24 protein-coding genes are annotated in these 24,848 nt (G+C 43.9%); 1 reads left to right on the plus strand and 23 read right to left on the minus strand.

What is annotated here, in order from left to right:
* The first annotated feature begins 63 nt into the window (after positions 1 to 63).
* Positions 64 to 1,449 carry an IS1380 family transposase gene (locus M9189_RS10470; RefSeq protein WP_250722148.1) on the plus strand — a complete coding sequence of 462 codons (1,386 nt, stop codon included), beginning with the start codon at positions 64 to 66 and terminating at the stop codon, positions 1,447 to 1,449.
* A 210-nt stretch (positions 1,450 to 1,659) separates the two neighbouring features.
* Here M9189_RS10470 and M9189_RS10475 read toward each other — a convergent pair whose 3' ends face one another.
* From M9189_RS10475 to M9189_RS10585, 23 genes are all read right to left on the minus strand, one after another.
* Complete coding sequence (locus M9189_RS10475) at positions 1,660 to 2,370, minus strand: glycosyltransferase family 4 protein (RefSeq protein ID WP_250723041.1); 711 nt, start codon at positions 2,368 to 2,370, stop codon at positions 1,660 to 1,662.
* 3 nt (positions 2,371 to 2,373) lie between these two features.
* On the minus strand, positions 2,374 to 3,597 hold the full coding sequence (gene wecC, locus M9189_RS10480) for a UDP-N-acetyl-D-mannosamine dehydrogenase (RefSeq protein ID WP_250723043.1): 1,224 nt from the start codon (positions 3,595 to 3,597) through the stop codon (positions 2,374 to 2,376).
* A 4-nt stretch (positions 3,598 to 3,601) separates the two neighbouring features.
* A complete protein-coding gene (gene wecB, locus M9189_RS10485; protein ID WP_250723045.1) occupies positions 3,602 to 4,765 on the minus strand; it encodes a non-hydrolyzing UDP-N-acetylglucosamine 2-epimerase in 1,164 nt (387 codons plus the stop codon).
* Between the two features lie 14 nt (positions 4,766 to 4,779).
* Entirely contained in the window at positions 4,780 to 6,399 is a 1,620-nt protein-coding gene (locus M9189_RS10490) for a hypothetical protein (protein ID WP_250723046.1), read from the minus strand.
* Positions 6,392 to 7,690, minus strand: a complete 1,299-nt coding sequence (locus M9189_RS10495) for a phenylacetate--CoA ligase family protein (protein WP_250723048.1) — start codon at positions 7,688 to 7,690, stop codon at positions 6,392 to 6,394. Before M9189_RS10495 ends, M9189_RS10490 begins: the two co-directional genes overlap by 8 nt.
* A complete protein-coding gene (locus M9189_RS10500; protein WP_250723050.1) occupies positions 7,690 to 8,745 on the minus strand; it encodes a glycosyltransferase family 4 protein in 1,056 nt (351 codons plus the stop codon). The genes M9189_RS10495 and M9189_RS10500 overlap by 1 nt, the downstream gene beginning before the upstream one ends.
* 174 nt (positions 8,746 to 8,919) lie before the next feature.
* Positions 8,920 to 10,017: a glycosyltransferase family 4 protein gene (locus tag M9189_RS10505; RefSeq protein ID WP_250725564.1), complete on the minus strand. Its 1,098-nt coding sequence runs from the start codon at positions 10,015 to 10,017 to the stop codon at positions 8,920 to 8,922.
* A 2-nt stretch (positions 10,018 to 10,019) separates the two neighbouring features.
* Complete coding sequence (locus M9189_RS10510; RefSeq protein WP_250723052.1) at positions 10,020 to 11,153, minus strand: glycosyltransferase family 4 protein; 1,134 nt, start codon at positions 11,151 to 11,153, stop codon at positions 10,020 to 10,022.
* Positions 11,150 to 12,535 (minus strand): O-antigen ligase family protein, encoded by a 1,386-nt coding sequence (locus M9189_RS10515; RefSeq protein WP_250723054.1) that lies wholly within the window; start codon positions 12,533 to 12,535, stop codon positions 11,150 to 11,152. Before M9189_RS10515 ends, M9189_RS10510 begins: the two co-directional genes overlap by 4 nt.
* Entirely contained in the window at positions 12,535 to 13,698 is a 1,164-nt protein-coding gene (locus M9189_RS10520; protein ID WP_250723056.1) for a glycosyltransferase family 4 protein, read from the minus strand. Before M9189_RS10520 ends, M9189_RS10515 begins: the two co-directional genes overlap by 1 nt.
* A gap of 2 nt (positions 13,699 to 13,700) precedes the next feature.
* Entirely contained in the window at positions 13,701 to 15,086 is a 1,386-nt protein-coding gene (locus tag M9189_RS10525; protein ID WP_250723058.1) for a glycosyltransferase family protein, read from the minus strand.
* Between the two features lie 12 nt (positions 15,087 to 15,098).
* Complete coding sequence (locus M9189_RS10530) at positions 15,099 to 16,274, minus strand: acylneuraminate cytidylyltransferase (RefSeq protein WP_250723060.1); 1,176 nt, start codon at positions 16,272 to 16,274, stop codon at positions 15,099 to 15,101.
* Entirely contained in the window at positions 16,265 to 17,140 is an 876-nt protein-coding gene (locus tag M9189_RS10535) for an N-acetylneuraminate synthase family protein (RefSeq protein WP_250723062.1), read from the minus strand. The genes M9189_RS10530 and M9189_RS10535 overlap by 10 nt, the downstream gene beginning before the upstream one ends.
* A 31-nt stretch (positions 17,141 to 17,171) precedes the next feature.
* Positions 17,172 to 18,170, minus strand: coding sequence for a glycosyltransferase family A protein (locus tag M9189_RS10540; protein WP_250723064.1), 999 nt, complete (start codon positions 18,168 to 18,170; stop codon positions 17,172 to 17,174).
* A 22-nt stretch (positions 18,171 to 18,192) separates the two neighbouring features.
* The gene (locus M9189_RS10545; protein WP_250723066.1) at positions 18,193 to 19,140 is read right to left on the minus strand and encodes a glycosyltransferase family 2 protein; all 948 of its coding nucleotides are present in this window, start codon (positions 19,138 to 19,140) and stop codon (positions 18,193 to 18,195) included.
* A complete protein-coding gene (locus tag M9189_RS10550; protein ID WP_250723068.1) occupies positions 19,121 to 20,068 on the minus strand; it encodes a glycosyltransferase family 2 protein in 948 nt (315 codons plus the stop codon). Before M9189_RS10550 ends, M9189_RS10545 begins: the two co-directional genes overlap by 20 nt.
* Positions 20,069 to 20,073: 5 nt before the next feature.
* Positions 20,074 to 21,180: a DegT/DnrJ/EryC1/StrS family aminotransferase gene (locus M9189_RS10555; protein ID WP_250723069.1), complete on the minus strand. Its 1,107-nt coding sequence runs from the start codon at positions 21,178 to 21,180 to the stop codon at positions 20,074 to 20,076.
* Positions 21,171 to 22,115, minus strand: a complete 945-nt coding sequence (locus tag M9189_RS10560) for a hypothetical protein (RefSeq protein WP_250723071.1) — start codon at positions 22,113 to 22,115, stop codon at positions 21,171 to 21,173. The genes M9189_RS10555 and M9189_RS10560 overlap by 10 nt, the downstream gene beginning before the upstream one ends.
* A 42-nt stretch (positions 22,116 to 22,157) precedes the next feature.
* A complete protein-coding gene (locus tag M9189_RS10565) occupies positions 22,158 to 22,634 on the minus strand; it encodes an acyltransferase (RefSeq protein WP_250723076.1) in 477 nt (158 codons plus the stop codon).
* A gap of 6 nt (positions 22,635 to 22,640) precedes the next feature.
* Positions 22,641 to 23,132, minus strand: a complete 492-nt coding sequence (locus M9189_RS10570; protein WP_250723078.1) for an acyltransferase — start codon at positions 23,130 to 23,132, stop codon at positions 22,641 to 22,643.
* Positions 23,129 to 24,043, minus strand: coding sequence for a DegT/DnrJ/EryC1/StrS family aminotransferase (locus tag M9189_RS10575; protein WP_250723080.1), 915 nt, complete (start codon positions 24,041 to 24,043; stop codon positions 23,129 to 23,131). The genes M9189_RS10570 and M9189_RS10575 overlap by 4 nt, the downstream gene beginning before the upstream one ends.
* Entirely contained in the window at positions 24,018 to 24,479 is a 462-nt protein-coding gene (locus M9189_RS10580) for a sugar 3,4-ketoisomerase (RefSeq protein WP_250723081.1), read from the minus strand. The genes M9189_RS10575 and M9189_RS10580 overlap by 26 nt, the downstream gene beginning before the upstream one ends.
* Positions 24,454 to 24,846 carry a sugar 3,4-ketoisomerase gene (locus M9189_RS10585; protein ID WP_250723083.1) on the minus strand — a complete coding sequence of 131 codons (393 nt, stop codon included), beginning with the start codon at positions 24,844 to 24,846 and terminating at the stop codon, positions 24,454 to 24,456. Before M9189_RS10585 ends, M9189_RS10580 begins: the two co-directional genes overlap by 26 nt.
* Positions 24,847 to 24,848 lie beyond the last annotated feature (2 nt).

Raw genomic sequence — 24,848 nt, forward strand, 5'->3', positions numbered from 1 at the left:
ATTTTAGAGGTATTAAAATAAAAAAACAACACTTCACCATTTAGGTGCACAAGACTATCTTTTATGAGTACGAAGATAACAAAAATCGGCATTACAACCAATAAAATTTCTGGTCGTGGAGGGCTCCCTTTATTTCTTCGCTACACTGAGCAAATTGGCTTATATGGGCTAATATCGCGTAATGTTTCTTCTCTGCTTACTGGAAACAGCAAAGGCTTGCAGCTTCAACAGTTTGTAAAACAGATTGTTGCATTTTTTATAGATGGCACAAATATGGCCATAAGCAGTTTTGATCAAAGTAAAAAGGATGAAGGATATGCATGTTTGCTTGAATGCAAGACCGACCAATTGGCCTCTTCTCACCAGGTCAAACGTTTTTTTGGGAAGCTGTCCGTTATTTCAAACTCGGTATTCAATAAGATACTTAATGAACTGTTTATCTGGAGGCTTCACATATCCAAACCCAAAGTTATAGAACTGGGCATTGACACCATGGTTTTGGATAATGACGATGCTGCGAAACGCGAAGGTTGCGAGGTCACTTACAAGCGTAAGAAAGGGTTTCAGCCACTTCATATATGCTGGGGCTCGTTTCTGATAGACGTGACCTTTAGAAAAGGAAGTGCTCATTCCAATCATGGATCAGATTACACCGACAGGGTACGCTCTATAGTAAATCTGATACGCAAGAGATACTCCAAAGAAGTCCCTATTGTGGTGTGCGCCGATAGTGGGTTTGCGGATCAGAAAGCGTACGAGATATTCGAGCAAGAGCTTAATATACATTACATTACAACAGGAAAATTGTACAATGATGTTACTGAATATGTAAAGGCTTTACCCATTGACACTTTGGGCAAAATCACTAAAAATAAAGCAGTCTGGCAATTTGCGGAATTTGCCAGCAAGTTGAAATCCTGGTCCAAGTTTCGTCGTTGCTTTTTTACCAGATTGCACCGGGATGATACCGGGCAGTACGTAATGGAATTTGGTAAGCCTGACAGCGTCATCTATACCAATATCGGGAACTGTCCTGTCGCTGACAAAAGGCTTCGGGCATCCGGTGGAGATGAGTGGTTTAAAGCTGATACCATCATACGAAAATCACACCAAAGAGGAGCCGACGAGTTGATACATCGTAGCATTAAAGAGCTTGCTACCAGAGAACAACTTCCTTTTAAATCCTTTGGAATGAACAGAGCCTATTATTTTATGCTGGTAGTTACACACTTTATTTTCGAAGCATACAAACAAGATGTTACCGCAGAGGTTATTCCGGTAACCGTATATCCTAATACATTCAGAAGAAAGCTTATTGATTTTGCTGTCAAGATAACCTCAAGGGCAAGGAGTATTGTCCTGAATGTCACCAGAGTAATTTATGAAACGATAAATATTGAAGAGTTATGGGAACGGTGTCAGTCACCGCCGAAAATTCAGTTTGCATAAGGCAGAACAACATACCTCAGGATTGTAAACCCGTAGTGGTAATGGGAGACTTATGTCCAGACCCATAGAAAATGCGATAAAGTTCGGTTTGAGTGAAAAACAGAACTGAATTTTCGTTGAAAAAGTACACGAAAGAAGCCTACCTCTGAGAAAATTTCCGTTTTTTTGAAATCAAGTGAGACGACGGGGGCAGGTGAAATTACGAATCGCTCAATTTAGGTTCAATATACCCTGGGCTACACCCAGCAATCCGGCATAGACTATGGCCTTGCGATCACCACCTATCCTATTGACAGGGATGTCTGCAAAGCGGGAATAATCCACTCCGTTACGGAAGAGGTAGCTGTTATGCCCACCTGCACTTATATAATCAACAATTTCCTGTGACTGACCCAATACTGCTGCAGAGCGACTGTAAACAAAAGTCTCAAGCTTTTCAAGAAATCTATAAAGCCTACCCTTTGACATTGCACCCAGTTCGAGAGCCGACAATGGCCACAGGTCTGAGATATTGCTTACCAGTTTTGAACCGCTAAGTCGTGCCAATATCCATCCGCTTAGTGCAAGGGTAAGGGGAGGACTCTCTACAATCAGGATGTCAGGTTTTCTCCTCCTGATAAAACCAAGTGAAAAAAGAGAAGTAAATGAAAAGGAAAGCATACTGAATATTCGGGGCAGGGCCTTACGTGAATTAGAAGCATAGAGCCAGTAGCGTTTGACATCCAGGCCATCAACTTCCTCCCTTATTGAAAACTTCCCCCTGTAACCTTTGAATATCCTACCTTCCGGGTAATTGGGCATGGCGGTTACAACAGACACTTCAGCACCCAAATCTTTGAGTCCCCTGAGCATCTCATAGAGACGGCTCTGGGGAGCCCCCATCTCAGGTCGGTAGTATTGGGTTAGCAGTACTATCTTCATATACTAAAACTTCGAATTAATTCCGCAGAAGTCGAGTTCAATCTTACCTTCCTCTGGCTGAATTGATTTAAATGCACTATGCTTTACCAACCATGCAACGATATCTGCCTTCTTGTAAGCCTCCTTCGGATCTGCAAGCGTAAAGGAGCTATGAGTATCAATATTAGGTTCGCAAATCAAAACCTCTCCCCTTGTATCAGATACAACACGTGATGCAATATACTTGGCAGGAGACTCGCGTAGGTCATCAATATCAGGCTTGAATGCCAGCCCCATACAAGCTATCACCGGTTGCCTTCCGTTTTCCAGTTCGAAGTCATGAGCAGTTTTAAGAATCTTCTTTACACACCACTTAGCCTTATAGTCATTTATCTCCCTTGCCTGTTTGATAACATGAGCATGCTCGGGATAATCAGATACTATAAACCATGGGTCAACAGCAATGCAGTGCCCACCGACACCACATCCGGGTTGAAGTATATTTACACGTGGGTGTTTGTTTGCAAGAGTGATAAGCTCCCACACATCCACACCTGCATTATCGCAGATAATCGAGAGTTCGTTGGCAAAAGCTATCTGTACGTCACGTGATGAGTTTTCAACAAGCTTACACATCTCTGCAGTTCTTGCATTTGTGGCGTGCAGTTTACCCTTTACAAAGATTGAATAGAAATCCATAGCGGCCTTAGTCGAAGCTTCATCCAATCCGCCTATAACTCTGTCATTGTGTTCAAGTTCGTAAAGCACCTTCCCGGGTAGTACTCTCTCCGGGCAGTAGGTTATGTGCAACACACCCTTTAGCTCCGGGCGACTGGTAAAAATAATATTAGCCATCTTTTCAGTAGTAAGCACCGGAGAGGTAGACTCTATAATTACAAGGTCACCTGCCTTTAGTTTGCTAAGAATAGACCTGACAGCCTGCTCAACAAAAGAAATATCGGGCTCACGGTTGAACTTAAAAGGAGTAGGTACCACTATCATATATACATCAGCTTCCTGAGGCTCAAGGAACACCTTTAGCCTGCAGGCGCTGACAACCTCCTTGACCAGCTGGTCAAGGTCGGGTTCAATAATATGTATCTCACCCCTGTTGATTGTTTCGACCACTTCAGGATTGATGTCACAACCCAGAACTGTCAGTCCTTTGCCTGCCATGGCAGCAGCCGTGGGCAGTCCTATGTATCCCATACCGATTACGGATACCTTATTGTACCTTGTCTTTGTCATATCTTTATTGCTTACTGTACCTTGTCTTAATAATCTCAACTATTCTCTTGGCAGCCTTGCCGTCACCAAATGGATTCTTTGCTGTGGCCATAGATTTATAGAGTTCCCTATCCTCTATAAGGGCTCTGCAACTGTCAATTATCAGGTTGCTGTCAGTACCCACCAGTCGAACCGTTCCTGCCTCAAGAGCTTCGGGCCTCTCGGTTGTATCCCTCATCACCAGCACCGGCTTTCCGAGACCGGGAGCCTCTTCCTGAATACCTCCGCTGTCAGATACCACAAAGGAACACCTGCTCATAAGGTAAACAAAGGGCAGATATTCAAGCGGTTGAATCAGGTGCACATTAGGGATATTGCTAAGCAGCTCCCTGACGGGCTTCTGAACATTGGGATTGAGGTGAACAGGATAGATTATATTCCATGAAGGAAATTCGAGGGCTACTTCCTTTATAGCACGGCATATCTCAAGAAAACCATGTCCAAAATTCTCGCGTCTGTGACCTGTAACCAAAATAAACTGCCCCTTCTCACAGATAGCGTCAATATCAGCTATCATGCTTTGAAGCTTTGACTTCAAAGCTTCAGTCATCTCTCCACCCTGGTTTAACTGACCAACCGCTATGTGCAATGCGTCAATCACGGTATTTCCGGTTATAAAAATTGTTTCGGGGTCAACCTTTTCATTTTTCAGATTTTGTGCAGCCATCTGAGTAGGCGAAAAATGTAGGTTGGCCAGGCGTCCGGTAAGCTGCCTGTTCATCTCCTCAGGCCATGGTGAGTAACGGTTGTAAGTACGCAGTCCTGCTTCTACGTGACCTACGTCAACCTGACGGTAAAAAGCCGCCAGAGCTGCAGCCGTACTGGTTCCCGTGTCACCGTGAACCAGCACTATGTCGGGCTTGAACTCGTCGAGCACCGGCTTCATGCCATTGAGCACCGCTGTCGTTATATCGAAGAGGTCCTGCCCCTCCTTCATTATATCAAGATCATAATCCGGCTTGATACCAAAGATCTCCATTACCTGGTCCAGCATCTGTCTGTGCTGACCGGTCACGCAAACACGGGCATCAAACTGTCCATCGTCTGCATACTTAGCAAATTCGCGCACAAGCGGAGCCATTTTAATAGCCTCGGGTCGGGTTCCAAATACGGTCAATACTTTTATCATCTGCAGGTTAAGTGTTAGTTTATATATCTTAGGTGCAAGTCCTGCACCTCTTTTTCAAGTCTATGAAAGATGTTACCTTTTTCGTCTATGTCGTAAACCAAATGTCTGAATGAGTCGAAACGCTCACCCACTTCGGCCAGCGTTGCAATCCAAAGTTTTCCTTCTGTCGAAGCAGCAGCAATTCGCTCAAAGACCTCATCGATCCCAGGAATCAAAGCTCCTTCTCCATTAACAAATATGCGTCCTTCTTTCCTCTTATCCAAGTCGGCAAAATAGGTATGAGCCAAGCAAACTCCGGCCTTGTCACAAAGCTGCCTTACATTTGTCTCTGAGAAGCTCTGAATAAAATCGTGTACCTCAAGAGTCTGAAAGAATGTAAAATCCTTCCCTCCTATCCTCTCCCTGAAAAACAATGGAGTAAAACGTTGCCAATGAGGAACTGCATCCTTACGTGTCATCAGTAACTTAACACCTTGTTTTGCGAGATACAGGATACTACGTATCAGGCCCCAGGCTCCTTCCAAACCATATTTCCAACCTTTTATCTTTATAAAAAAGGTAAGCTTCCTATATAGCATCTGATCTTTCTCGCTGCCAAAGAAGAGTATGTAGCTGCGAAACAGGTCCATAAATGCCTTTGCAGAGGGTTTTGAAAAGCACCTTCTCCTATATGCCCCAAAGGTGAAGGTATCAGGGTCTGCCTGATTGATCATGCCTGGACCTGCATTACCACAATCCAGGTAGTTCCACAGATACCTGATCCCAGCTCGGGACATCATCTCAGCCCATAAATCAGCGTCTATGCCACTTCGCTTGTGAGTCGTGAAATTATATGGCTGAAAACCGTGATCGATCCAGGTCTGCCAGCTTCGTCCATCTACTGCAAAGTCTTCAAAATCCTTCTCCCACTCCTCATCCGTAGCTCTTGTACTTTGTGACAGGGAGTGATAACATAGCTCATGTCCATCTGCAGTCCAAAGCTCATACTCATCAGCATTGCGCTCTAGTGATGTATTAAAATCTCTTTTTGAATAATGGTAGAGAAAGACTCCCTTTGTCACACGTATTCCATGCTTTGCAAACAGTTTGCGCTGAGCCATCAATAAGGGCAGGGAGTCAAAATCGCAGTGATCAGCAAAACAGAGTATTGCAGAAAAGGGTAACTTGGAACGGCTAAACTCAGGTATTGCACCCTTAGTCAGCAGGAAGGTAAGGCGCAAAGGCTTATCAAGAGCTCTGACAGGTTCTCTGAAAGCACTGCTGTCGTCTTCTTGGTAGTCGAAGAGGGGAGCAAGATCTTCGTGTTCCAACACCCATTCAATGCTACGGGGCCGACGTGGGTCGAATAGCCAGAGTCCATCGGTGCGGGATGCTACAACCTTGGTACCGGACTTAAAAACAGCTGCCTTTGGTGAGTAGTATGCAGCCAGTCTCTTTCTGCTTGTATCAACCCAGGTATAGTCATGATTTCTCCAGCTTATAAGGGTTTCGGTAAACTCAACAATAAGACTGAGCCTTTGAACTTCATCTCCCTCAGCTGCATCGACTTCAAAGTCGATGCGGTTGGGCATACTGATTACCTTTACGCTAACCGATGATGGATCGGCCCCCTTAATTTTCCAATCTTTAAGCATTCGGATTATAGCGTCTTTCAAAACGTTTGAACTTACCCATCAGGGTGCGGTCGAGTACCTCTTTGCAGTTTACCACCACCTCTGCCTCATCCCCAAGGGCATTGAGACACAACTTTTTAAGCTTTCCAAGTTCCTCGACAGTCACTTCCCTTGAAGTTGAAATATTTACTTCAAACAGCTTTGCCGAACTCTGTATCACTTTGTACTCGGTTATATCGGGGCAGACCTTAGCAAATTCCTTAAATACATACACAAAGAGGGTATCTCCTGCCACTTTCTTGCCCGATGGCAGTATTGCCATCTCCTCTATCCTACCCATCAATTTGCTAAGCACTTCCTCTCCGTTGTCAATCTCAATTGCAGCCATATCACCGATATCGTAACGAATCAATGGCGTGCCCTTATTAAATAGAGGGGTAAGTACTACACGACCTACAGTTCCATGTGGACAGGGTCTGTCATTTTCATCAAGTATCTCAACATACATCAGCTCGTGTGCCAGTTTCCATTTACCGTCGCAACCGAAACCAATATGTCCCGCCTCCGAAGCACCATATTCATTATAGATTGGCACTCCGAAGACCTCCTCACAGAGCTTTTGCTCCTCAAGTGTGCACATCTCAGAAGTCACAATTACCACCCTAAGGGTGGGGCAATATGCCTTCAATATCTTTCCCTTGCGTGCAAGAAACTTGGCAAAGGTGACTATCGGATAGGCATAGCCGTACATATATGCAAAGTTCTTCCGGCTGAACATATCCAACCAGTTTTCCATATTGCGGTCGGACAGATCAACCGTATCAAAGCGAACACGGTTTGACACATAGTCCTTGAGCTTTTCTGCGGTTCGGGACACAAAGGAATAAGGGAATCCATAATAACGTGCCTGCAGGTCATTCAGACTTACACCAGCTGACTTATATCTATCTTCAAGAATTCTCCAGGTAAGGGCATGGCTCAATGTATCAACCGCATAGTCAAAAGGCTTGCCAGTTGATCCTGAAGTATTCCGAAAGTAGTAACGCTTTGCCCGGTTGGAATCTGGTATTCGTGGGATATTATACTCACGTATCTTACTCTTGTTGATTACCGGAATATCCTCCCATCGTTCCGGGCGGGGACCGACAAACTTAGCATAGTTGGTATTATTGCAGTAGTGAAAATCAAAAGCATCCCAGCGCCTCTTTTCCCGCAAGTCTGGATTCTTTGCCTCATCCTTAAGGCGGGCAAAGACTCTGCCAGCCTCTTTAACCTGAAATCCACTAAGTTGCAGTACTGTAAAAAAGTCCATTATAATTCCCAGTTATATTTTTTAAGCAGCTCAAGTGACCTATTAATTACCTCCTCTACCTTGAAAGGAATGGTGACCTTCATAATTCCTTCACTCAGAGTCTGAGCCAGGCTGTCGTCTTCAATAAGTCTAAGAATTGCATATTTAAGTTCTTCAACACTATGTGGGCTAACAAACAAAGCACTCTTCTCATGCTTGAAATATTCAGGAAGTGCATTGAAACGAGTAATAATAATTGGAATTCCTGCAAGGCCAGATTCCACAAGTATTCCGGGAAGTCCCTCCCCCGGATGGTAAGTTGGCAATGCAAGAAAATGATAAGCTGCCAGTACTGATTGAACCGCCATCGGTTCAATCACACCCTTATATATGATTTTTCCTCCAGAAGCCTTCTCGGCATCTTTGATTTCCTCTTCACAATCCTTATCCATCGGACCGTATATATCGAGCGACAAGTCCTTCCCCTCGCTATTAATTGCCTTAATAGCCTCTATCAGAATCAAGATACCCTTGGTGTCGGTCACGCGGGAGACAAAAACACATCTGTTTCGTGAGCTTTTATTGAGGGCCCAGCGGCTTCCATCATCATGCCTGGGATTATACACCAGTTCCACATTCCTGAGCCCCACTCCCTCAAGCCCCTTCTTTAAAGCTATTGACTCAGCAAAGATGCCATCAAGTTTGTTGAGTATAGCGACAAAGAGCTTTCTTTTGAAAGAGCTCATATAGTCGGTCAGCTGTATGTCAAAGGATCCGCCAATTACATATAGCACAGCTCTCTTTCGACAGAAATAACTTAATAACCAGAAGATAGGAATCAGATACAGGCGCCCATTGCGATTGAGAGAAAAGATTATCTGATGAGCCCCTATCATCTGCCATATCAGCTTTAGATAGTTGACCAGAGTCAGGCCCCTGCGTGTAATTGTATCAAACCAAACAATGTCCTTAAAGCCTGCACGGGTGAATCCGTCACGCAGATAGATATTCTTTACTCCGTCGCCATTATAGGGCGGGGCAAAGGGGCCGACAAACAAGGTTCTTTTAGGTTTCATTATCTCGTACGACTTCTGGTTTTATTTGCCTTTCAACTCCTCAGTGGGATACATCGTAATATGCTTCTTCGTGACAAACTGTGATAGCCAGCAATACAAGGAACTTATTTAAATAGAAACATCTCTGAGGCTCTTCGTGACATATCCCAGCTGCCTGCCAGTCTGACTTGATAGCTACCTATCTCCGACCAGGCTCTTGTATACTCCAATAATCTTTTTGACTGCCTCGTCTTTTGAGAAATACTCGACTACCCTGTTGTACAGCTTTTCTGCCTTGGCCTGCGCCTCTTCAGGATTTTCCAGAACCTTGATTATTGCATTGGCGAGGGCAGCTGAATTCTGCGGAGGAACCAGTTCACCGCAACTGCCTCCATCCAGTACAAAACTACATTCTCCGACTTCAGTACAGACTACAGGCAATCTGGTCATTCCATATTCAAGGAGAGAAACAGGCAGACCTTCCGATAATGAGGACAGAATTCCCACATCACAGGCATCGAGTATTGCAGCTACATCATTGCGTGAGCCAAGGATGTGCACCCTCCCTTTTAACTCAGGTTCACTAACTATTCTGCCACTTATATGCCTGTAGTAGTCGTCATTAAAGTGCCCGCCTACCAGATAAAGACGTGCAGTATCAAACCTGCCCGATACCAATCTGAAAGCATCAAGCAGGTTGTCATGATCCTTCTGCATACGCAGGTTTGCCAGGCATACAAGCTTAGGCTTCATATCACTGTCAGGCAATGGTTCAACCTTACTCCTATCTCCTGTAAGATCACCAAAATTAGGCAGGAATGAAAGTTTTGATTCACTAACCTTTAATCGCTCCCGGGCAAAATTCATCAGCTTCTCATTTACCACAAATGAATGACCTGTAAATGGCATTGCCATACGTAGATAAAAAGTCTCGCGTACATGAAGCCAATCGCTGAACCCGAAATGATCGTGCCAGACAATCTTCAGAGAAGGAAGGGTAAACTTTAGCATTACCGCCCAGAATAATGATGAAGAGTGGGCATGAATTATTTCAATACCGTTCTGACGGATGTAACGTCTGAGCCTAAGAAAAGCCCTCATATCTCTTGAGCATCGTTTACCTGGAACAAACAGTTTCACGTCAGGAGAAACAAACTCCTCGAGTGGTCCCCCGATTCGTGTGGCACACAGATGACTCTCAATACCTGCCTCAGCCAAGGCGTTGGCTATGTTAACTGCCATACGTTCAGCACCGGCAGCAATCAGCGAGTCTATCATTGCCATCACTCTCATGGTCACACCTCTATTAGTTTGACAATTTCTTCTTCAAAGTGCTCAAGATTATATTGTCGTGACCAGTCCATCGCAGCCTGACAAGCCTTAGTATAGGTATCTGGAGCGGAAACAAATTGCTCTATAACATCAGCCACTTTTGAGGCATCAGGTTCTACAATTACACCTCTCGCACCCCCTCCAAGCATCTGCGATACACAAGAAACGTCAGTAGTAAGAGGCATGCAACCCCACCACATTGACTCAGCAACTACCTTAGGCCATCCTTCACTATATGAAAGGAAGACAAGGAAATGAGCCTTCATAAAGAAGGACTCTACAGTATCAGGGCTTTGTCTGCCCCATAATTTCACCTCATTGCCAAGTCCATATTCAGCTATATACGCTTCGAGCATAGGTCTTTGAGCGCCATCACCAAACATATCCAGCTTTACCAAATAGCCCCTGTCTTTTAAAATCTGTAAGACCTTAATACACTCCAGCGGTCTTTTATTTCCCGTTAATGTACCGACAAAAATCAGATTCAAAGGCTCTTTTTTTCCCGGTCCTATCCTCCTTATATCAACAGGTAAGGCCTTCGAACGAGGATAAGACGCCGTAAAAAATGGAACTATGTTGGGACTTTTTTCCTTCCAATCACCGTAAACAAGCACAGAAGCCTTGCGTGTCAATAAACTATTACGAAGAAGATGTTGCTGAAATCTGTACGTTGCAGCCTGACTGCTATCAGGATCCCAATTGTTTGCATACTTCACTGTCTTGATCTTATGTGGGAAGAATATCTGGGCAATAACTCCCAACAATCCCATATTGGAAGGACAACGCAGGTGAATATGATTGGCCCATATCATCCCCCGGATGATACGCAACATTACCAGCGGCAAAACAAATAGGGAGTATAGTAGGTACCCAACTCGTGTAAAGTTGATTGCAGGGACTGAACAGAAACTCAGCGAGTCATGCTGGTAGTACGTTTCAAGCGGATCGGGAGCTTTTTCTGACAGAGGGGCTATAACCCTAACATGATCAACATACTTAAGCCAGATATTCATCTCCCTTACATAGGGAGTATAAGCAGCAATACCTTTATTGTCCTTTTTGTGAATTACCGGAGAAATAATCAAAAATCTGATCATTTATGCTCACCCTTTAATAGTTTATCGAGAGTTACAATTCTCATAAAGGCAGCTCCAAAGACAACTCCCGGCAATGCCAATCGCATTGCCGCATGAAACATTGTAAACATACTTAGCAGGTAAAATGCAAGCATAAAACATCGGGTCAGGTAACCTTTGGATCTAAAAAAGAAATATGTGGGAAGGCAGATGAGTCCCACCAACATAAAAATCATCCCAAAAAGACCGTTTTCCGACATAAGACGAGCAAACTCAGTATGAGCTGCGGCATATTGCCCATAATACCGAGCCCGGTATAGTTCACCCATTCCATACCCCACACCAAACAGTGGGTGCTGCTTAAACACAATGAAATCGGCCTTCATTATCTCATCTCGTCCGGTCAACATACTCTTTCCAGGAGTTCGTTGTCCCGTCATAACTTCTGTGGTGTTGAGACCCTGATAACGATACAGCAGGAAGTTGTTAGTAATCTTGTTGGCTATAAAGAATACTCCAACAAAAAAACCCACTCCTATTACAATGAATGGCAGCGACCTGCGAAGCTGCTTTCTAAACCCATAATATGAAAAGAAGAGAACTGTAACTGCTCCAAGGAAGGCCAGTAGGCTTCCCATCACACCTCCACGAGAGAAGGTAAGGAGTGCACGCAGAACCAGATAAAACAGCATCAACCAGTCTAGCCATTTAAAAGGAGTAATCCTCTCCCCATTGACTTTATATAATAAAGCGAGAAGTATAAACCATCCCAAAATCGTGGAAACCTGGTTGGGACCAAAACCACCAGCGGCTTGTGAACTTGATTGAACACTGGTAAACTCAAGGTCGGCTATATTAGCAACAAGGCTCAATCCTGCAATTATAGTAAAGGCAGGAAGAAATGCCCATCTAAGGTGAGCGAAATAATCCTCCTTTAAGACAATGCGTTTGTAATAATAAAGTCCTGCGGCAACCAGACTCAGTGGTCCTGAGATATTAAACATGATCATACTGTAGAGTCTGTCAGGATTTGAATGGTGACTCAGGAAAATTGCTGGAATCAGCAAGCCTAGCAGAAACAGAAAGATCCAGTTTAAGTTCCTTCGAGGACCTATAAACAATCCAAAAGTCAGAATAATAATAGCTGAATACTTACCCAGCTCCCAGGAGAATGGCGCACCGGCCATACGATAGACCATCTCATAGCCGACCATGTAGAGCGCATAATACCCTGCACGTGAACCCTTGTCGTAATTATACAGAATATCCAGCAGGAAGATAGCCATCATACCAGGATATGCAATTGCCGTAATGACAGGAGCAAACTTCAGAGCTGCACCCAAAACCAGGTGCAACATTATCAAAATTACATACCCTTTCCTTGTATCAATAAAATCTATCATTACCGCCTGGTTCCTTTAAACTTCATATCCAGCAAGCTACGATAAAAATTAATATTATGCTCAAGAATACGATCTGTATCAAACATCGCACGTGCTTTTTGCTGTCCTACAAGAGCCATCTCCTTCATCTTTTCCCTGTTCTCAAATGCAAAAATTATTTTCTCGGCAATATCTTCAGGTGAATAAGGATCACAAAGCAAACCATCCACCCCATCCTCTATAGTCTCGGGTCCGGGACCAAGCTTTGAAAACAGAACAGGTTTTCCCATAAACATAGCCTCAGGGGCTACCAGCCCCTGAGTTTCCATATGCGATGGGAAGACACAGAGTTCGGCCACCTCGTACTTTGAGGGTATTTCCTGCAATTTCACAGGTCCGTGAAATACTACATGACTCAGAATATCTGAGGAGAATGAATTTTTTAGGTATTCAGTGTAGGATCGACCGTCAGAAAAAAACCAATCACGACCATATATATCAAGGTGAACCAGGGGAAATGAAGGAATCACATACTTAAGTGCTTCTATAAGCTGACGTATACCCTTCTTTTCACAAACTGTACCTGCAAAAACGAGGCGGTAGGAAATCGCCTTGTCAGGATCGGATGCGGCAAACAACTTACCATCAACAGGAATTCTTATGATTTCAACAGGTTTTTTGCCTGTTGAGAGGTATTTACCTGTATGCTCCTTTACAAAATTAGATACTGCCACAAACGCATCAGCACGGCTGAAGGATCTTTTCTCCAAAAACCCCTTCCATGGGTCTATCTTTCTGTGTTCGCTCTCAGCAAAGAAGTGGTGGCCACCATGCATCCTGACAACCTTCACATAAGGTGTTCTACACGGCAGCATAAACATCAATGATTCCTGGCTCTCAAGGATATCTATGGGATGTTTAGCATGCAGTTCCTTTAGCTTGATCCTGATATTATATGCGTTTTCGGCAAAGGAAGCCTTACTTTTCAAGTAACGCGGTGCTGACAAACGAATAATCTCTACACCCATATCGTCCATCTCCTCAGTCTCATGTCCTTTACCAATACCCAGGACAGTAACCTTATGTCCACTACGGACAAGGGCCCGACCGAAGGTTTGCACGAAACTACCTATTCCACCTGTACCCCATAGTGGATATTCATATGTCAGGAAACAAATATGCATAACTAAGAGACTAATGCCATTATAGTAGAGGCGATCCTTTGAGAAGCCTCTTGCACCGGATGCAGAGCAACAACCCTGAACCAGGCATCTCCTTTTGGATTGCTCTGACCATACAAGGCTTCCCTAACGCATTCTTCTATCCCAGCCCTGCTATTTAGCCATATTACGCAGTCATCAGAAGGCATGCTTCTAAAGTGTTGGAATCGATTATTGGTGATTGCCGACCAATGCGTAACTGAGGGTTGATCGTAGTTGATATAAATTGCTGGTTTGCCATAAACAGCAAAGTCATGAGCCATTGTAGAGCCTACATTGATAACGGCATCTGAATGCAGAACCACATTTACAAGCAGCTTTACATCATCCATGGTTGGAACAGTAAAGCTCCATTCCCTTGAATAGGACTTCCACAGTGGATCTGACACTTTGATAAGTTCAGGATACTTCCTTACAACCGGTTCGTAGCGACCTGTAAGGTCTACCGGACTGCGACGAAGCAAGACCTGGGGTCTGTCTTTCTCGGGCATCTTCATCAATGCATCACAAAGGTCATCAAGGTACAAATGATCGCAGGGGAAAGTCAGGTCATTACCTGAGAAACACAGGACCTTGCGGTCTGGATCCAGACCAACATTGGAAAAGAATTCCTCCCTGCTCATATAGAGCTCCTTGTTGAAATAGAATTCAAACTGAGGAGTACCTGTTATAAGTACCTTTGCAGGATCAACCTCTGGATAATAGTCGGCCATTTCCTGCTTCATATACTCCGACCACACCACATAGTTTTCTGTGCGAACCAGCAACCTGGCCTTAGGCAGGTTGTCCCATGAATACACTGCACCAACAGTTTTAATCCCCAGAGACTTGGCTGCTTCGATAATCACCGAACCATCCAGTGAGCGCTGGTGAGTGCTGAATATTATATCAGGTTTGTTATTACGAAGCATCTCCTGTTGTTCCCTGAAATAAGCCGTCGAATGTACATGTTTTTCATAAGCCCTTTCAAGACTTAGAATACCCTTGTAACTGAAGGAGAATAACCAACCAATACATGCTGCAGCTTTATAAAAGAGACCTCTGGCAAAAGAATAGTGCTTACGGGTCCAGTTGATCATTATTGTATCATTGCGCATCTTACGGGTGTTATACCTTAGACGCGCATAGGTGATAGCTTCTTTCAACAGTTTACCCTTGAAAGCCTCATTATATGCAGTCATCGCAACATATGAGAACTTACGGTTGTGGATTTTCTCCACCTCATCAAGAACTTCACGGGGTAGTACGGTAAGCAGCAATATTTCCGCGTCTTCAGGAAACTTATCAATAAGACTGCTGTACAGATAATTGCGCAGTCCAACCCCGTCGGGAACAAGAAAGCAAATCTTCATTAACCTTAAATTTTAGTGCTTCTCAAGTTGAGTTAAAATTTCATCAATATATTCCCTAACCGCACCTTCACCACCTTTCTTAGTCATAACACGTATACCGGGAACTGCCTTAACTCTTGCAACAGCATCTGCAGGACATGCAGGAAATCCAACACGTGAAAGCAGATCAAGGCAGTTGACATCATCACCAATATAGGCCACCTCGCTCAGATCAATTCCCTCCTGAATACAAACATCCATTGCCGCAGCAAGTTTTCCGCCATCTCTCTTACCCTGATACAGATAGTCGAGCTTTAGCTTTTTGAAACGGCGCTCTACTATCAGAGTATCTTCAGATGTAATAATACCTGTCTTGATACCTTTGGTTTTAATCAATTGAAGACCCATTCCGTCTCGGGTATTAAACTTCTTAAGTTCGTCCCCTTCTTCGGAATAATACATCCCTGCATCGGTAAGGACACCATCGACATCAGTAAGAAAGACCTTGATACGGGTATAGTCTCTGTCCCCAGTAAGCTGATGCCTGCGCATCAGCGTCTCAGCCAACAGCCAGTCATCTTCCTCGTCAATCTCAACGGCAGTATATTCAGGCATCTCATAAAGGGCAATCCTGCCCGAAAGCCTGTTTCCCGACTCGACAACATTACGTACACGGTTAATATAAAAGGCCCCGTTTTCCATCAACTCACCAGCAAAATCCTGCCTTCTGGGCCTTTGGCGATAATCATAATTTTTGGATGTTCCGTCGCTGTTCCAGAAGAATCTTTTGTGCCTGACACAACTCAACAGGGAATCATAGCCCCCTTCATTGTACATTTTCAGGGCATTGACAAAGTCCTGAGTACTTGTCATGGGCGATGTAGCCTGAACCAGCATAAACAGGTCATCATCCTTAAGGTCCCCCTTAGTCCGGGAGATAAAGTCAAGCATGGCCGACTCGGTAGAAGCCGTGTCGGTTGCTGTCTCAGGTGAGCGGTCAAATAATTCGGTTTTACTAAAACCAAAGGACTCAACTACGTCCCTGATAGCCTGACTGTCTGTAGATACAACAACCCGGTCAACAGAAGGCGCCTCTTCAAGCGCCTTCAGATTCCAGTAAATAAGCGGTTTTCCGCAAAAACTCTTGATGTTCTTTAGTGGTATTGACTTACTTCCTCCACGTACAGGAATAAAAGCAATTACTGCCATCTCAACTGATTCTTTTTAAGTTTCTCTCTCTGCACTGACTCTATCTCAAGAATATCCTTGCTCTTGTAAGTCAAAGCCCTTGATACGGCTCTGCAGTCACGGGCAAGCCTACGCATACCGTCAGGCTCAAGAGATGCAGCATGGTCAGTACCCTTCCATGTACGGTCGAGGGTATAGTGACGCTCAATCCATTCTGCACCAAGTGTCATTGCTGCTATATCCACGGCAATACCAAGGTGGTGACCCGAGAAGCCAATAGCTTTAACCCTACCATCGTAGGCCTTCTTGAGACGAGTTATCTCATAAAGGCAAATATCTTCAAATGGCACGGGATAACCTGATGTGCAGCTATAAATTACAAGATCTTTTGCCCTCTTGTATTGTTCAAACAGTTTTACAATCTCTTCCTCCTCTTCATGAGTAGTCATACCAAAGGAGATATGTATTTCTCCGCCATAATGTTCACAGAGATAGGTCAGCAGCGCTTTGTTGCGGTTACATGCTGAGGGGATTTTGATCAGGACCGGATCCAGACTGGCTATTTCCTTAGCAGAGGTAAGATCCCATACAGAGGTGGAGTAGATCAGATTGTTTTCTTCGCACCACTTCTTCAATTGTCTGTGCTGATCCAGGTCAAACTCCAGAAATTCACGGTGCTCTCCATAGGTCCTACCGTAAGAGTGGATTGGATTGGGGTGAGGAGAGTTATACTCCTCTTCGCTGAGCAACTCCTTGTTGTTGCGCTTCTGAAACTTTACCACGTCAACCTTACAGAAGATTGAAGCGGTAACAATCAATTCATGAGCAATCTCCATATCTCCCTTATGGTTGCATCCGATTTCAGCTATGATTTTTGGTGCTTGCATCACGTTTATTTTTTGGGTTTGTATTTACTGATTAAATTAACTTGTACTTTCTGCAAAAGCGGAAAGCGTAATTAGTAAGAGGAAAGATAAGCCTCATTGCCTTTACAGGCAATGAGTTTTGTCTGTCAGGCCATATAGCCGGCTTATATTCCATGTTGTTTACTTCGTTATATTTTCCCAACACTTCCTGAGGAAGTGTATTTCCCATATGGTAAGCCAACAAACTGGGTGTTGACAGTCTCAGGTACCCGGACTTTTCTGCAGCAAAGTCAATATACTCGTGTTCATATCCATTTCCAAAGCGAAGTAGAACCCTATCCTTGTTAAATCTATCGACCACTTCCCTGCGGTAGGTTGCCAGTGCATGAACTGCTCCGACCATAGCGATACAGTTCTTTCTCTTCAGATAATAATGATTGTATCGCCAGATTTCTCTTTTCCTGATACCCGGCCGACTGTACAGACCACTTGTAGCAGGGTGACCAAGCCCTTTCTCGAACAGATCGATATCGTTGTCATCAAGGATTTTACCTGCCTTTGGGCGGAACCAAATCAAATTACTATTGTAGAAATATGCAAGGTGGGATGCCGGGAAGCAGCTCACCATTCCAGCTTCTGGGAAAGCCCTCATAATACCTGCAACACTGCTCTCCCACCCTTTGAAAAACAGAAAGTCGCAGTCACTTATAGTGATATATTCCTCATAACATGCCCTGGCTTCCGAAAGCACAGCCTCCAGTTTGCCACGATTATCACATAGCACAACATATTTATCAATAACACCTTGCTCAACAAAATACTCAACAACATCAGAAGCTTCCTTGCAGGAATTATTATTGATAAGGGTAATGTTGGTGGTCTCAGTATTGATAGAATCAAGCAGAGACTGAATGCAAATCCTCAATACTTCCGGTTGATTACGGAAATAAGGATTCTCAACATTGGGTATCCAAAATGGAATTATAACCCTGTGTTGCTTATGTTCAAGTTCCTGACGATCTGACTTTAAAGGATTCTCTCCGACTCTCATTTACAACCTCCCAGCGACCTATTCAGGCTGCAATCTTTTTTATCTTCTTTTTCACCTTAAAAGTATATCTCCAGAGGTGTCGAAATTTCCCAGCCATGGTCCTCATTGCTCCGGGCAAAGTAAAAAAGCCCGGATATATTCTGAAACACAGCCCTATTGAAACCAGGTATCCCTTCAAATTTCCAGCAGCGTCTATCTGCTTAATTATAAGCCTATTACGCAAAGCAACAAACCTGGGTCTTTCAAGTGACTCCTTCTTGCTTAGCTTCCTAACAGCCCTGAATAGATGCCATGGAAGATATACATAATTAAAGTTGCCCTTAGAGATTCCATTACTATGAACCCGGTATCTAACCAATGGTTCATCAATAAACCAAAACCTGGTATAATAGGCCAGACGTATAAAGAATTCGACATCCTCACCAGCAGCAGTCATCTTTTCGTTAAAAAGTCCCGACTTCTCAATAAGCTCTTTTCTGATCAATGGTGATGAAAGCATTACGGTGAAGTTGCCCACCATATCATCAAAGACATAACCATGCTTTTTATCCGCAAAAGCCTGACCAGTAACCTCTCCGGTTACCCTGCCATTTTCATCAATTATCTGACAATATGAGTGGACCAATCCATAGTCCCTCTGCCTGTCAAGAATGTCAACCTGTTTTTGAAGCTTTTCTTCCACCCATTGATCATCATCGTCAAGAAAGGCAATATACTCGCCTCTGGCCTCTTTTATGCCAATATTGCGGGGCCTGATTGGACTACCGCTATTGCTTGTAAGAATATACCTAACGAAAGAATACTTGCTGCATATCTGTCTGTTCTCTTCACCAGGTGTTCCATCATCCACTACTATCGCCTCAAAATCCTTGAAAGTCTGTCTGGACAAACTATCAAGAGCCTCCTGCAGGTATGCAGGACGCCTGTAAGTAGGAATTACAACCGTGACTTTAGGACTTCTTTCTTCCATATAATAACCTTCCGAGTTTTATCTTTACGTAACGCCAAAACTGATTGAAATCTCTATTCCTCAATGCACTGTTTAAGATTATATTCTCGTATCCACTATAGCCATCCATATAGGCATCAAGTGCATCCCTTCCCATCTTGTCATAGATAATCCCGTCATACTCATCGTTGATACCCAGGAATTTGGGGAGGATCTTGAAGTGACCATCCCAATAAGCCTTACCTTTCTTCATTTCCACGCTGCCCATATGACGGCGGTAGCGACTAACTTTCAGGTCTTGAAAAGCTATTCCATGCTTTAGTGCAATACGCATAAACATATCCCAATCCTCTGCAAAAAGACCCTCATCAAATCCACCCAGGTCGCGGAGGGCCTGGGTAACATACATTCCAGAAGCCGTTGGGATAAAGCAACCCAATCTTACAAGCTCTGGGAATATAAAACCTGAAGGCATTGTATTGTTGGGAAACTGCTTCTTACGGTCTTCAATAACAGATTTCCTCAAGAGATTTCCCTCATTATCTATCCACTCAATATCACCATATAGGAAACCCGGCTTCCAGTCCAGATCTTCCAGGAAGGTAACCTGCTTTTCTATTTTATAGGGAAGCATAAGATCATCACAAGGCCAGGGCTGAAAATACTTTGTAGTACTGAGCGACAGGGCATGATTCATCGTGCGGGTAATACCCTGATTTTCCTCATGTACAATGATTGTTGCAATATTATTGTTGGCCTCGTTCCACTCGTTTAACAGTTCGACTGAATTATCAGTGCTACAGTCGTCAATAATGTAGAAATGCCCCGGACGCCAGGTCTGTGCCATAATACTGTCGAGGGTTTCCTTAAGATAGTAGCTTTGGTTATAACATAGTGCCACTATTGTAACCAACTCGTCACATCTGTTAGGGTTTATCTTCTCGGCCATGATCTTTATTTATAACTATTGATCATTGAGGCTACATACTTAATTTCCTCCTTGGTGTGTACCGGACTTATCGGAAGACTTAATTCTCTGTTATGAATCTCCTCTGTAATCGGGAAGGACATATAATTCCACTCCTTGTACGCTTCTTGTTTGTGGGGTGGCAGTGGATAGTGGATAAGAGTAGACACCCCTTTGTCTGCAAGATACTTCTGCAGGCCATCTCGATCCGGATGCATTATGGCATAAATATGATAAACGTGCTCACCATACTCCATTACTTTTGGTCTTTTAACTAAAGCAGGGTCCAGCATACTGTCATAAATACCAGCCAGCATCCTTCTATGTTCATTCTCACGATCCAATCCCCTAAGCCTTATCCTCAACCATGCAGCCTGGTTTTCGTCAATTCTCATATTAAAACCTTTATACAGGTTGTAATACTTCTTGTGAGAACCGTAGTTTCTCAAAGCTTTAACAGCTTCAGCCAGCTCTTTATCCATACATGTAACTGCACCGCCTTCGCCAAGTGCACCTAAGTTCTTGCCCGGATAAAAACTGTGGCCGGCAGCATGGCCAAGACTTCCTGCCCTTCCTCCGTTGTGCAGTTTAGCACCGTGAGCCTGAGCTGCATCCTCAATAAGTAAGAGCCCATGACGTTCAGCAATTGCAGATAGTCGATCCATGTCTGCAAGCTGACCATAGAGGTGAACAGCCATTATTGCCCTTGTGCGGGATGTAACTTGTTTTTCTACCTCATCTGGGTTGATATTATAACTCTCTGGATGCGGTTCGACAAGTACAGGCTTAAGTCCGCTCTGGGTAATTGCCAATATTGAAGCAATATAGGTATTTGCAGGTACTATGACCTCATCACCTTCCCTGACCATCCCTAGAGCCTTGTATGCTTCAAGGATAAGCCTAAGTGCATCCAGGCCATTGCTCACACCCACACAATAGTTGGCTCCGCAGTAAGCAGCATATTCCTCTTCAAAGGACTCAACCTCTTTGCCGAGCACATACCAACCGCTTTCAAGGAACCTACGGGTTGCTTCGAGCATCTCGGGGAAATAAGGCTCATTAACAGCCTTTAGATCCAAAAACTTTACCTGCATATTTGTTTTCTATAAAAATCATTGCAAAAGCCTCCAGCTCCGAATCCTTCCTTAAAGGAAGCAAGGCCCTCATTGAGCACCTTGCCATTTTCCTCTGTAGAAGCTCCAAAGCTGAAGTAACGCCTCTCGCCAGAAAATCTGTCGATAATGTATGAGGCTAGAAACTCAGGGGCACAAAGTCTGCGGCCCTCATCATTGAAGTGGAAGTACTGGGTATGGACAAAATCATTGTCAACAAAGAGCCATGTACCTCCCAGGAAAACATCTCCCTGATGAACTGTAAGGGTCATCAGGTTTTGTGGGAACCTGTCCTGAAGCAACTTCACCTCATGATCCCTGTGCACAGCGAGAGTATTATACTTCTCCATTAGGTTATTGTCCACAAGTGCCATAAAAGTGCTAACATCACCCTTCTCCTCTACTCTCAAATTGTTGCGCTGAGATTTATTAAACCTGTATCTCTTGTCACGGGCATAACCTGCATGATTCTTCATATCAAAGAAAAAAGACAGGTCACGTCTCCAAATCTCATATCCTTTGTTCCACATCAGCCAGCCATCATATTCGCAGGCATGTCGGGCAAAAACCCAGGGCTTTTGCCTGTAGTCTATTGAACTAAAGCCATTACTCCTAAGGTATTCTTCCAGGATGTCGAACATCTGACCAAGGTCTACTACAGGCAAACGTTTGGCCAATACCCATCCACCATAGGTAAGTCCCTGATGGGAGTATAGTACTCCTTCTTTCTCATTTGCAGGTAAGACAGCTTTAAGTTTTCCATCCTGATAAACCATCAGACTGTAATCATTAAAACGGTCTGAGTGGTAGTCCATAAAATTGCGGTAAAACAAGAACACTCCGTTCCAGGAGTCCCTAACAAAATCATCCCACTCCGTAGCTTTTTCAGGGCTATATCTGATTATCTCAAATTCCATTACTAAGTCTAAAGTTTACTAATGCTGGCTTCGCTGCCCATTTTAATGTGGTACCTTACCAATTACCTTTGCCGGACATCCTGCAGCAATAGAATATGGAGGTATTTCTGAATTAACAAAGCTTTTGGGGTGAATAAAAGAGCCCTCGCCAATAACTGATCCGGCAATTACCATGGTACCGCTACCGATCACGCAGTCATCTCCTATAGTAATTGGCTCCTCACGAATACTGTACCTTTTTTGCATAGTCTCGCTGGCTGTAGGTCCTGTATCAACTATAAAATGACACATTGCACCAATGCTGCACCTTCTTCCTATTTTCAGCTGAGCTGCAAACCCATTAAGAATTGTACGCCTGCCAATAACAGACCCCCAACCGATTTTCAGCACATTTTTCGCACTACCGAATATGGTACAGTGGTCTCCTATGCTGACTCCATCACCCAACTGAACATTGTTGAGTGAGCATCCTTCACTCACCTCAACATCTTTTCCTGTAATAATATTCGAATGGATCATTGCAATCTATAGTCCAAGTTCCTTAGGATCCACTGTCCTTAACACCTTTGCAGGATTTCCGCCCACTATTGTAAAGGGAGGTACATCCTCATCCACATAGCTATTGGATGCAACAATCGAATATTCACCGATAGTCACTCCGGGTGCAATAACACAACCCGAACCAATCCAGGTATGTGAACCGATCTTAATGGGTACTGCAGGCTTGTCAAACAGTATATTAATCCTCGATCCCGGAACCAAGCCCCAGTCAGACCTTATTACAACCTGCTGGGCAATGCTTACACATTCTCCAATCTCAATATCTGCATGGGGGCCGTCTATTGTAACATACATTCCACAAATAGTACCGGCACCTATCTTTAGTATATGATCGGGACCTCCCATTAAGTGACATTCCTTGGCAATCTTGATGTTGTCACCAAATTCAACATTGTTGAATTTCGAGGACGGGTGTATAGAAACGTTGCTACCGAGCTTGATATTGGAGAGTATCATTTAAGAAAATCTTTGATAAGCGTCAGAAAATAATCAATATGCTGGGTAGATATATTTTGGTGACAAGGAAGGTAAAACGCATCCTCACCATAAAAAACACTACACTCAATACCATGTCCCTGCATAAAGACTTTAAGGCCACCGAGATCTGCTCCCGGTGCGGAAAACATAAAGGCACCCGGGACCTCACCACCAAAAGGGATAAAACGTGGCTCAAAGTCGGCATCACCAAAAGCATCAACATACTTTGCAAATGCGTCAATTCGGGCTGCACTAATGTGTCTGCGATATTTATTGTAGAACTTATAGCATGACTTAAAATAGCTTACAGCGTCCGGCGACAGATCTTGTTGTACTAAAGTTTTGTCCTTTGCGAATAACAAACCTCCAGCCTGCATAGGAAACATCTTTGCCATACTGAAGATTGCATAGTCTCCGGTAAGTCCGGGAAGCACCCCGTTATTTTCTGAGTACATTGAATAGGCTGCATCCTCGATAATAGGCAAGTTGTATGAAGTTAGTTCTTTAACCTGAGTAGCTATAAAACCAAATTCATGGTTTACCAAAATCGCCGCAGTTCTGGCGCTATGCTCTCGGCTCCAACGGCAGTACTTCTCAATGGTGCGTGTAACGCAGCCACTTATGTACTTATTTCCGCTGGTAGTTACTATCCAGACTTCATCATCGGGAGTAAGGCCCAGATCCCTTAGCGCAAGGTCAAGCGCTGCGGTAGCGCTTGCAGTGATCGTTAGCTCCATACCTTCAAATGAAGTTACAGGGTCAGAATCTTCCTTATAATTATGCCAGATATAATTATTGCGGAAAATATCGTCGGTTGTAAACGGCGATATATTGACCGACCCGGTTCTGAACCTGTCAGGGTTCTTAATGTAACCTTCCAGAAATTCCACGGAATTCTAAATAATCTTCGTATTTGCGTATATAATCAGACTCGTTATAGCTATGTGAAGTAAGCACCAGACATATAGAACCTGATGAGAAATTCTGCTCCCTAGCCCATATCCCTGGCGGGATATGAAGACCCATAAAGGGCTGGTTCAAAAACAGAGTCTTGCAATTTCTGCCATCCTCAACCATGACCTCAAAACTGCCACCAGCAGCAATCAGAAACTGGTGACACTCCTTGTGGGAATGGGCACCACGGTTTTCTCCGGCAGGAATATCATAGAGGTAAAACACTCTCTTGATGTCAAAGGGAAGTTCAACAGAGTTTTGTACGGCAGTTATGTGTCCCGACACTGCTCCAATGCGAGGCAACTGGTATATATGACAGTCGAAAACTGTCACCTGCCTTGGATCTTTATCCCATTTTACAGAATTGCTCATAATCCCTTATATAATCTGATTCGGAAAAATCTGAAGAACTAACATGTAATGAAAGAGCATTGGTACTGAAATTTTCCATATGCCTCCAGGTAAGTGGTGGCAAATAGAGCCCCTTATAGGAACGGTTGAGGTGATAACGCCTCTCGGCTCCATCCTTATCTTTGATGATAACGTCAAAGCTGCCAGATAATGCTATTACCACTTCCTCCTGAGTGCGGAAGGCGTGTCCGCCACGAGTTTCTCCACCAGGCACGTCATAAGTCCAGAATACCCTTTTTATATCAAAAGGGAAATGTCTCTTATTTTCCAGAAAGGTCAGGTTGCCTCTGGCATCGAGAATCTTGGGTAGTTCAATCAGCTTTTCCATTA

Source organism: Xiashengella succiniciproducens (genome assembly GCF_023674465.1).
Classification (GTDB): Bacteria; Bacteroidota; Bacteroidia; order Bacteroidales; family Marinilabiliaceae; genus Geofilum; species Geofilum succiniciproducens.

Bases quoted from the DNA above. Each gene is read 5' to 3' on its own strand.
- M9189_RS10525 (WP_250723058.1), bottom strand. From the start codon at position 15,086: ATGAAGATTTGCTTTCTTGTTCCCGACGGGGTTGGACTGCGCAATTAT.
- wecB (WP_250723045.1), bottom strand. From the start codon at position 4,765: ATGATAAAAGTATTGACCGTATTTGGAACCCGACCCGAGGCTATTAAA.
- M9189_RS10520 (WP_250723056.1), bottom strand. From the start codon at position 13,698: ATGCATATTTGTTTCCTGACATATGAATATCCACTATGGGGTACAGGT.
- M9189_RS10530 (WP_250723060.1), bottom strand. From the start codon at position 16,274: ATGGCAGTAATTGCTTTTATTCCTGTACGTGGAGGAAGTAAGTCAATA.
- M9189_RS10560 (WP_250723071.1), bottom strand. From the start codon at position 22,115: ATGGAATTTGAGATAATCAGATATAGCCCTGAAAAAGCTACGGAGTGG.
- M9189_RS10510 (WP_250723052.1), bottom strand. From the start codon at position 11,153: ATGATCAGATTTTTGATTATTTCTCCGGTAATTCACAAAAAGGACAAT.
- M9189_RS10470 (WP_250722148.1), top strand. From the start codon at position 64: ATGAGTACGAAGATAACAAAAATCGGCATTACAACCAATAAAATTTCT.
- M9189_RS10580 (WP_250723081.1), bottom strand. From the start codon at position 24,479: ATGAGCAATTCTGTAAAATGGGATAAAGATCCAAGGCAGGTGACAGTT.
- M9189_RS10585 (WP_250723083.1), bottom strand. From the start codon at position 24,846: ATGGAAAAGCTGATTGAACTACCCAAGATTCTCGATGCCAGAGGCAAC.
- M9189_RS10570 (WP_250723078.1), bottom strand. From the start codon at position 23,132: ATGATACTCTCCAATATCAAGCTCGGTAGCAACGTTTCTATACACCCG.
- M9189_RS10515 (WP_250723054.1), bottom strand. From the start codon at position 12,535: ATGATAGATTTTATTGATACAAGGAAAGGGTATGTAATTTTGATAATG.
- M9189_RS10535 (WP_250723062.1), bottom strand. From the start codon at position 17,140: ATGCAAGCACCAAAAATCATAGCTGAAATCGGATGCAACCATAAGGGA.
- M9189_RS10495 (WP_250723048.1), bottom strand. From the start codon at position 7,690: ATGGACTTTTTTACAGTACTGCAACTTAGTGGATTTCAGGTTAAAGAG.
- M9189_RS10475 (WP_250723041.1), bottom strand. From the start codon at position 2,370: ATGAAGATAGTACTGCTAACCCAATACTACCGACCTGAGATGGGGGCT.
- M9189_RS10505 (WP_250725564.1), bottom strand. From the start codon at position 10,017: ATGAGAGTGATGGCAATGATAGACTCGCTGATTGCTGCCGGTGCTGAA.
- M9189_RS10550 (WP_250723068.1), bottom strand. From the start codon at position 20,068: ATGGCCGAGAAGATAAACCCTAACAGATGTGACGAGTTGGTTACAATA.
- M9189_RS10490 (WP_250723046.1), bottom strand. From the start codon at position 6,399: ATGCTTAAAGATTGGAAAATTAAGGGGGCCGATCCATCATCGGTTAGC.
- M9189_RS10545 (WP_250723066.1), bottom strand. From the start codon at position 19,140: ATGGAAGAAAGAAGTCCTAAAGTCACGGTTGTAATTCCTACTTACAGG.
- M9189_RS10555 (WP_250723069.1), bottom strand. From the start codon at position 21,180: ATGCAGGTAAAGTTTTTGGATCTAAAGGCTGTTAATGAGCCTTATTTC.
- M9189_RS10565 (WP_250723076.1), bottom strand. From the start codon at position 22,634: ATGATCCATTCGAATATTATTACAGGAAAAGATGTTGAGGTGAGTGAA.
- M9189_RS10500 (WP_250723050.1), bottom strand. From the start codon at position 8,745: ATGAAACCTAAAAGAACCTTGTTTGTCGGCCCCTTTGCCCCGCCCTAT.
- wecC (WP_250723043.1), bottom strand. From the start codon at position 3,597: ATGACAAAGACAAGGTACAATAAGGTATCCGTAATCGGTATGGGATAC.
- M9189_RS10540 (WP_250723064.1), bottom strand. From the start codon at position 18,170: ATGAGAGTCGGAGAGAATCCTTTAAAGTCAGATCGTCAGGAACTTGAA.